Consider the following 6,000-nt stretch of genomic DNA (forward strand, 5'->3'; position numbering starts at 1 on the left):
GGATCGAAATGAACCGAATCACAGCCGCAATCTGGTCGATCGCCTCGATCGGCATTTTTATGCCAACTGCAATTTATGCGGAAGCTCCAACTCCGAGAAATGGTTGTTTATCCAGAGAGATTGCCGCTAGGCCGAGTGTCGATCCCCAAACATTAACTACGATTCAAGGTCGAGTAATAGGGATCGAATACAATGACAAAAATCAGCCGATTGCTGCTAAGGAAATCGCGACCTGGGTGCGGGTGCGAACTATCAACGGCGAGCGAAAGTTAATTTATTTGGGAGCAAATCGGGCATTGAAGCAACAATCCCTTCAACTTAAGGTCGGCGACCCGATCGAAGTTCAAGGCTTCAGAATGCCCAAAGCCAAGCAACCAACGATCGTGGCTAATAGTGTCAAAAAAGGCGATCGCATCTGGAAGATTGCCAACTTTACCGACAAACCAGTTGGTGGCAAACTATGTCGATCCACTGGCTAGTACTGCTGCTAATCTAGAGAGTAAATCTCTCTGATCTGCGGTAAATATCTTCAATTATGTCAGAATCGCTTCAAGCTTTACTTACGGCCGTTGCGGCTGGCAAAATTACGCCTGAGTTGGCCGGATCGAAAATTCAGTCGCTAGGTTACGAAGCGATCGATGATTTTGCCAAAATCGATCGCGATCGACAACAACGGACGGGTTTCCCCGAGGTCATCTGGGGCTTGGGCAAAACTCCTACCCAAATTATCGAGATCGTTCGGGCCATGCGCCGCCAACAATCGATCGTCATGGCCACGCAGATTACTCCGGCAGTCTACACCGAACTCCAGCGCGCGATCCCTGACCTGATCTATTACCAGACGGCGCAAATTTGCGCGCTAACACCCCTCGAATCCACACCAATACATCCAGGCAAAATCACTATTCTCACCGCCGGTACAGCCGATTTACCCGTAGCAGAGGAAGCGGCTCAGACGGCCATTCTCTGCGGCTTTAGAGTTGAGAAATTATGGGATGTTGGTGTGGCTGGCATTCAACGGCTGCTCAATAACCGCCACGTCATCAATGATGCCGATGTGTTAATCGTCGTCGCGGGGATGGAAGGTGCGCTACCCAGCGTAGTCGCTGGTTTAGCCGACTGTCCAGTAATTGCCGTGCCCACTAGCATCGGCTACGGCGCAAGTTTCGGCGGCATCGCCCCCTTACTTACGATGCTCAACTCCTGCGCCGCCGGAGTCGGCGTCGTCAATATCGACAACGGCTTCGGTGCAGCCATTCTTGCTTGTCAAATCCTCAGATCTGCCACCAAAATCGCCAAAACCGCTGATTTTTAAAAACTTTACAAACTTATTCTTCGGTGCGTTCTGCTATCTAGGAGATTTATTATTCGGTGCGTTACGCTATCGCGATAACACACCCTACAATCTAAAGCCTAAAACCTAAAGCCTACCCCTGATATACCAACAAAGTAAAATTAAACACACTACCCTTTCCAGGTGTAGACTCCACCCAAATTTGGCCGTAATGCGCCCGCACGATCCGTTGACACAGGGCTAAACCGATCCCATAGCCCGATTCGGACAAATCGCGATCGAGTCTGACACGCTCTTGAAAAATGTGTTTCTGCTGCTCTTTGGGAATCCCCAGACCAGTATCAGAAATACTCACTTGAATGGTTTGAGCGGTGCGGTGGAGCGCACTGATATGGATCTGACCGCCCTCCTGGGTATACTTGCTAGCATTGTCCAACAGATTGGAGATCGCTTGCCGCAGTTTATCCACATCACCGTAGACCAATGGTAAATCTTGAGGGATATCAGAGGTAATAACTTGCGATTTAGCTTGAAATTGCGATTTGAGTTGAGCAATTACGCCCGAAATTAGTTCGATTAAATCGAGCTTTTGGGGGAGTAGATTGAGATCGCCAGGATTTGTCGCTAGCGGCTGGAGAATATCGTGAACTAATCGATCGATCGCTTGGAGTTGCGTGCGCGCGCGATCGATCAATTTAGCAATCGTGGCTGGCTCCAAAGCATTAGCGCGGTAATCTTGGGGGTTGTGGATAATTTCCAATGTCCCCAAGGCTAGAGCGGCAGCAGTCAGCGGATTGCGCAGATCGTGAGCCAGTACGGACATCGCCCGATCTTGCAATTTTAACCGATCGAGTAAGGCGGCTTTTTCCTGTTTGAGCGTAAAAACTTCGTCAGTTAACTTAATTAGTTTACTCACATAACCGATCGAATCACTTAATAACAATCGATCGTCGGGTTGACGCTCTGAATTTTCCGATCGATCATGATTTAGCGTTGCGTTCCCGCTAGCTAATAGTTCTTCTTGCCACCGCTCCCACCAGTTATCGATTTGATCGATCAAGTTGCTACCAGCTAAAATCTGGCGCGGTAGGGGAAATAGCTTGAGTAGTGCTGGCGTCGCAATCACCCGATAGTGTTCGGCTAAATCGGGTTGCTTGCCTACATCCACAACCTGCAACTCAAACGAGTGCTCGGTATTCAGGATGTCTAACTTGTCCCGAATTTCTTGGTTGTAGATGTAACTAGTCGTACGCTCGTCTAGGAACAGCAATAGCTGTAACGATCCTGACGAATTACTGGGGGGATAGCGATCGATTGACATTCATTCTCGTTGGCGTAGCCTCTCCTATAAGAGAATCGAAAGCTAAATACTCGGTCTGGGATCGGTGACTAAATTGGACTTAAAGACCAGTAATCGATCGCTAGTATGAGCTGTATCTTGAGATATGTTAACAAATAGTTAATGTTTTTTAAGAAATTGTAACGATTCGATCGATAAGAGCGACCGCTCACTCTCATCGCGATCTAGATCGAGCCAAGCGATCGCGATTCAAAGGGATATCTTAGCAAGAAAGCAAGAATAAATAACAAGTAACAAATAAAAGCGGACGCAAAGCTTAAGATAAGATTAACGATAGTGTCTAACTATCTGACATTCGCTGTCCCCACACGCTATCCCTATGAGTACTCCGCTCGGTTATGTTGCGTTAGTCCTACACGCTCATCTCCCTTTCGTTCGACATCCTGAGAGCGATTTTGTCCTCGAAGAAGAATGGCTGTATGAAGCCATTACCGAAACATATATTCCCCTACTCCACGTTTTTGAGGGACTAAAGCGGGACGGCATCGACTTTAAAATCACCATGAGCATGACGCCGCCACTGGTGTCGATGTTGCGCGATCCCTTGCTCCAAGATCGCTATGACGAACATTTGGCTAAGTTGGAAGAACTAGCCCAAAAAGAAGTTGACAGCAACGAGCACAACGGTCATCTCCAGTACCTAGCCGAGTACTACGTCAAAGAATTTGCCGCCACGCGGAAAACATGGGAACGCCACAATCGCGACTTAATTGGTGCCTTCAAAGGCTTTTTAGATAGCAATAACCTGGAAATCATCACCTGCGGCGCGACTCACGGTTATCTACCGTTGATGAAAATGTACCCCGAAGCCGTATGGGCACAGCTGCGGGTGGCTTGCGAACACTACGAAGAAAATTTCGGTCGTGCTCCTAAAGGTATTTGGTTACCAGAATGCGCCTACTATGAAGGGCTAGAGCGGATGCTGGCCGATGCTGGCTTGCGTTACTTCCTGACGGATGGACACGGCATCATGTACGCGCGTCCCCGTCCCCGCTTTGGCAACTACGCACCTGTATTTACCGAGACAGGCGTAGCCGCATTTGGCCGCGATCAAGAATCTTCTCAGCAAGTCTGGTCGTCAATGGTCGGATATCCTGGCGCGCCAGAATATCGGGAATTTTACAAAGATTTGGGTTGGGATGCCGATTACGACTATATCAAGCCGTATATCATGCCCAACGGTCAGCGCAAGAATATCGGGATCAAGTACCACAAAATTACCTCCAAAACTGGCGGCGAAAAAGCCCTCTACGATCCATACTGGGCAAAGGAAAAAGCTGCCGATCACGCGCAGAATTTTATGTACAATCGCCAGCAACAGGTGGCAAATCTCGCGGGGGTGATGAAACGTCCGCCGCTAGTTGTATCGCCCTATGATGCCGAATTATTCGGCCACTGGTGGTATGAAGGCCCCTGGTTCATCGACTTCTTCTTCCGTAAGTCTTGGCACGACCAAAACACTTATCAGATGACTCACTTGGCGGACTATCTGCGAGCCGAGCCGACTCAGCAAGTCTGTCGCCCGTCTCAGTCTAGCTGGGGCTACAAAGGTTTCCACGAGTACTGGTTGAATGAAACCAATGCTTGGGTCTATCCCCACCTCCACAAAGGTGCCGAACGGATGATCGAATTGGCACGGATGGAACCAGAAGACGAGCTACAATGGCGCGCGCTCAATCAAGCCGCCCGCGAATTATTACTCGCACAATCTTCCGACTGGGCATTTATCATGCGGACGGGAACGATGGTACCATACGCAATTCGCCGCACTCGATCGCATCTAGTCCGCTTCCACAAGCTCTATGACGACCTCCGAGCGCGGAAAGTCGATAGCGGCTGGCTCGAAAAAGTCGAAACAATGGACAATATTTTCCCCAGTATTAATTACCGAGCATATCGACCATTGTAAATGTTGTGATATCCCTGACTTGGTGAATAAATCAGGGATATGTAATCTAGTGGTTTAGGGATTAATAACACCAAAGAACAGACCGAGTAAGATTAATGTTAATGGTGTCAAAATCAGAATGCCATTAATAGTCGTGCCGATCGAGGGCGTAATATTATCGGGAGGATTTAGTTCTGATGCATGGCTGCGATCGGTAGTCATACGATTAGTAAATATTTTGCTTAACTATATCCTCTAGTTTCGCTCGATCGACTCTAAATCGCATCACTCGATCGAAAGACTAGCGAACTAAAAAATATCTATCAAACTATATATTTATGCTGATAAATCATCAATAGCCGATCGATCTTATCTGTCGATCGAAGATCGGCTGTACTCAAGTCTTTGCCAGCGGAGGATGAGAAAGCGTGCCAGACAATAATAATGAAATTCTCAACTGGTATCAAACATTTACACCAGATCCAGCGCAGCGCAAAAGCTGGTATAGTTCAGTCGCTCAAACTTACGATCGAGTCCGGCCAAGATACGCCCCTGCATTCTTGGATCGGGTTATGGAAGTCGCTAAAATACCCAGCAACGGCAAGATCTTAGAAGTCGGCTGTGGACCAGGTACGGCGACGCGCTCACTCGCGAAAATGGGATACTCTATTATCGCATTAGAGCCAAGCTTAGCAGCTTGTGAAGTCGCTCGTCACCATGTCGCAGCCGACTCCAATGTCGAAATTATTAATACTAGTTTTGAAGAATGGGAGCCAGTCGATCGAGAATTTGATGCAATTGTGGCGGCAACTTCTTGGCATTGGGTATCACCAGAACATAAGCATCAACAAGCAGCCGCATTGCTCAAAAATACTGGTGCGCTGGTTTTATTATGGAATACGACGATGATGCCGCCACGGGAGGTATTTGAGAGTTTAACTGAGATATTTAGACAATACTTACCAGCTTTTGCAGAGTATAAAGATCGCGATCGTGAAGTGCGAGAACTAAATATCTTTGTCGATACTGCGATCTCATCGGGTTTATTTAGTAACTTACAAACAGAAGTTCAGGTGAATGAGGTAAATTATGCGATCGATGATTATCTCCAACTGTTGACTACTTATTCACCCTGTATTGCACTAGCTCCAGAGCGTAGATCCGAGCTATTAGATCGATTACGAGAAATATTAGTCCAAAATTGTGGCGCACAGCTTCCACTCTGCTATCTTTCAGTCTTCCATGTTGCTCTAAAATAATTATTTAATCACGGATATCACGTCTATGTAGCCTATTGATCGTGATTATCTCCGATCGATAATCAATTTATTTAGCCATTATACAACTTTAAAAGTTTGTAGATAGTGTGCGAATACGATTGCAGCTCCTCGGTCTAAGCTGTTTTACATCTAATTTTTTTGACTGAATCCCTTACAGCAAGGGTTTTAGAGGACAAAA

At 47.1% G+C, this 6,000-nt stretch carries 6 protein-coding genes; 4 read left to right on the forward strand and 2 right to left on the reverse strand.

Going from position 1 to position 6,000, the window contains the following annotated elements; translation table 11 throughout:
- The first annotated feature begins 8 nt into the window (after positions 1–8).
- Together RMO27_RS03080 and larB are read left to right on the forward strand one after the other, a co-directional pair.
- On the forward strand, positions 9–479 hold the full coding sequence (locus tag RMO27_RS03080) for a hypothetical protein (protein WP_309728968.1): 471 nt from the start codon (positions 9–11) through the stop codon (positions 477–479).
- Positions 480–535: 56 nt separating this feature from the next.
- Positions 536–1,315, forward strand: coding sequence for a nickel pincer cofactor biosynthesis protein LarB (gene larB, locus RMO27_RS03085; protein ID WP_309728970.1), 780 nt, complete (start codon positions 536–538; stop codon positions 1,313–1,315).
- Between the two features lie 112 nt (positions 1,316–1,427).
- On the opposite strand, the gene RMO27_RS03090 is transcribed toward larB, so the two are convergent.
- Positions 1,428–2,615: a histidine kinase gene (locus tag RMO27_RS03090; RefSeq protein WP_309728972.1), complete on the reverse strand. Its 1,188-nt coding sequence runs from the start codon at positions 2,613–2,615 to the stop codon at positions 1,428–1,430.
- Between the two features lie 358 nt (positions 2,616–2,973).
- Between RMO27_RS03090 and RMO27_RS03095 the strand changes: the two genes are divergently transcribed.
- Complete coding sequence (locus tag RMO27_RS03095) at positions 2,974–4,563, forward strand: glycoside hydrolase family 57 protein (protein ID WP_309728974.1); 1,590 nt, start codon at positions 2,974–2,976, stop codon at positions 4,561–4,563.
- Positions 4,564–4,617: 54 nt separating this feature from the next.
- On the opposite strand, the gene RMO27_RS03100 is transcribed toward RMO27_RS03095, so the two are convergent.
- Positions 4,618–4,764: a purine permease gene (locus RMO27_RS03100; protein ID WP_309728976.1), complete on the reverse strand. Its 147-nt coding sequence runs from the start codon at positions 4,762–4,764 to the stop codon at positions 4,618–4,620.
- 206 nt (positions 4,765–4,970) lie between these two features.
- Between RMO27_RS03100 and RMO27_RS03105 the strand changes: the two genes are divergently transcribed.
- Positions 4,971–5,801, forward strand: coding sequence for a class I SAM-dependent methyltransferase (locus RMO27_RS03105; protein WP_309728979.1), 831 nt, complete (start codon positions 4,971–4,973; stop codon positions 5,799–5,801).
- The last annotated feature ends 199 nt before the right edge of the window (positions 5,802–6,000 follow it).

The organism is Chamaesiphon sp. OTE_75_metabat_556, assembly GCF_031378165.1.
In the GTDB taxonomy this organism is placed as follows: Bacteria; Cyanobacteriota; Cyanobacteriia; order Cyanobacteriales; family Chamaesiphonaceae; genus Chamaesiphon.

What these genes read in the sequence shown, in the direction of transcription:
- RMO27_RS03080 (WP_309728968.1), top strand. Translation starts at nt 9, where the DNA reads ATGAACCGAATCACAGCCGCAATCTGGTCGATCGCCTCGATCGGCATT.
- larB (WP_309728970.1), top strand. Translation starts at nt 536, where the DNA reads ATGTCAGAATCGCTTCAAGCTTTACTTACGGCCGTTGCGGCTGGCAAA.
- RMO27_RS03090 (WP_309728972.1), bottom strand. Translation starts at nt 2,615, where the DNA reads ATGTCAATCGATCGCTATCCCCCCAGTAATTCGTCAGGATCGTTACAG.
- RMO27_RS03095 (WP_309728974.1), top strand. Translation starts at nt 2,974, where the DNA reads ATGAGTACTCCGCTCGGTTATGTTGCGTTAGTCCTACACGCTCATCTC.
- RMO27_RS03100 (WP_309728976.1), bottom strand. Translation starts at nt 4,764, where the DNA reads ATGACTACCGATCGCAGCCATGCATCAGAACTAAATCCTCCCGATAAT.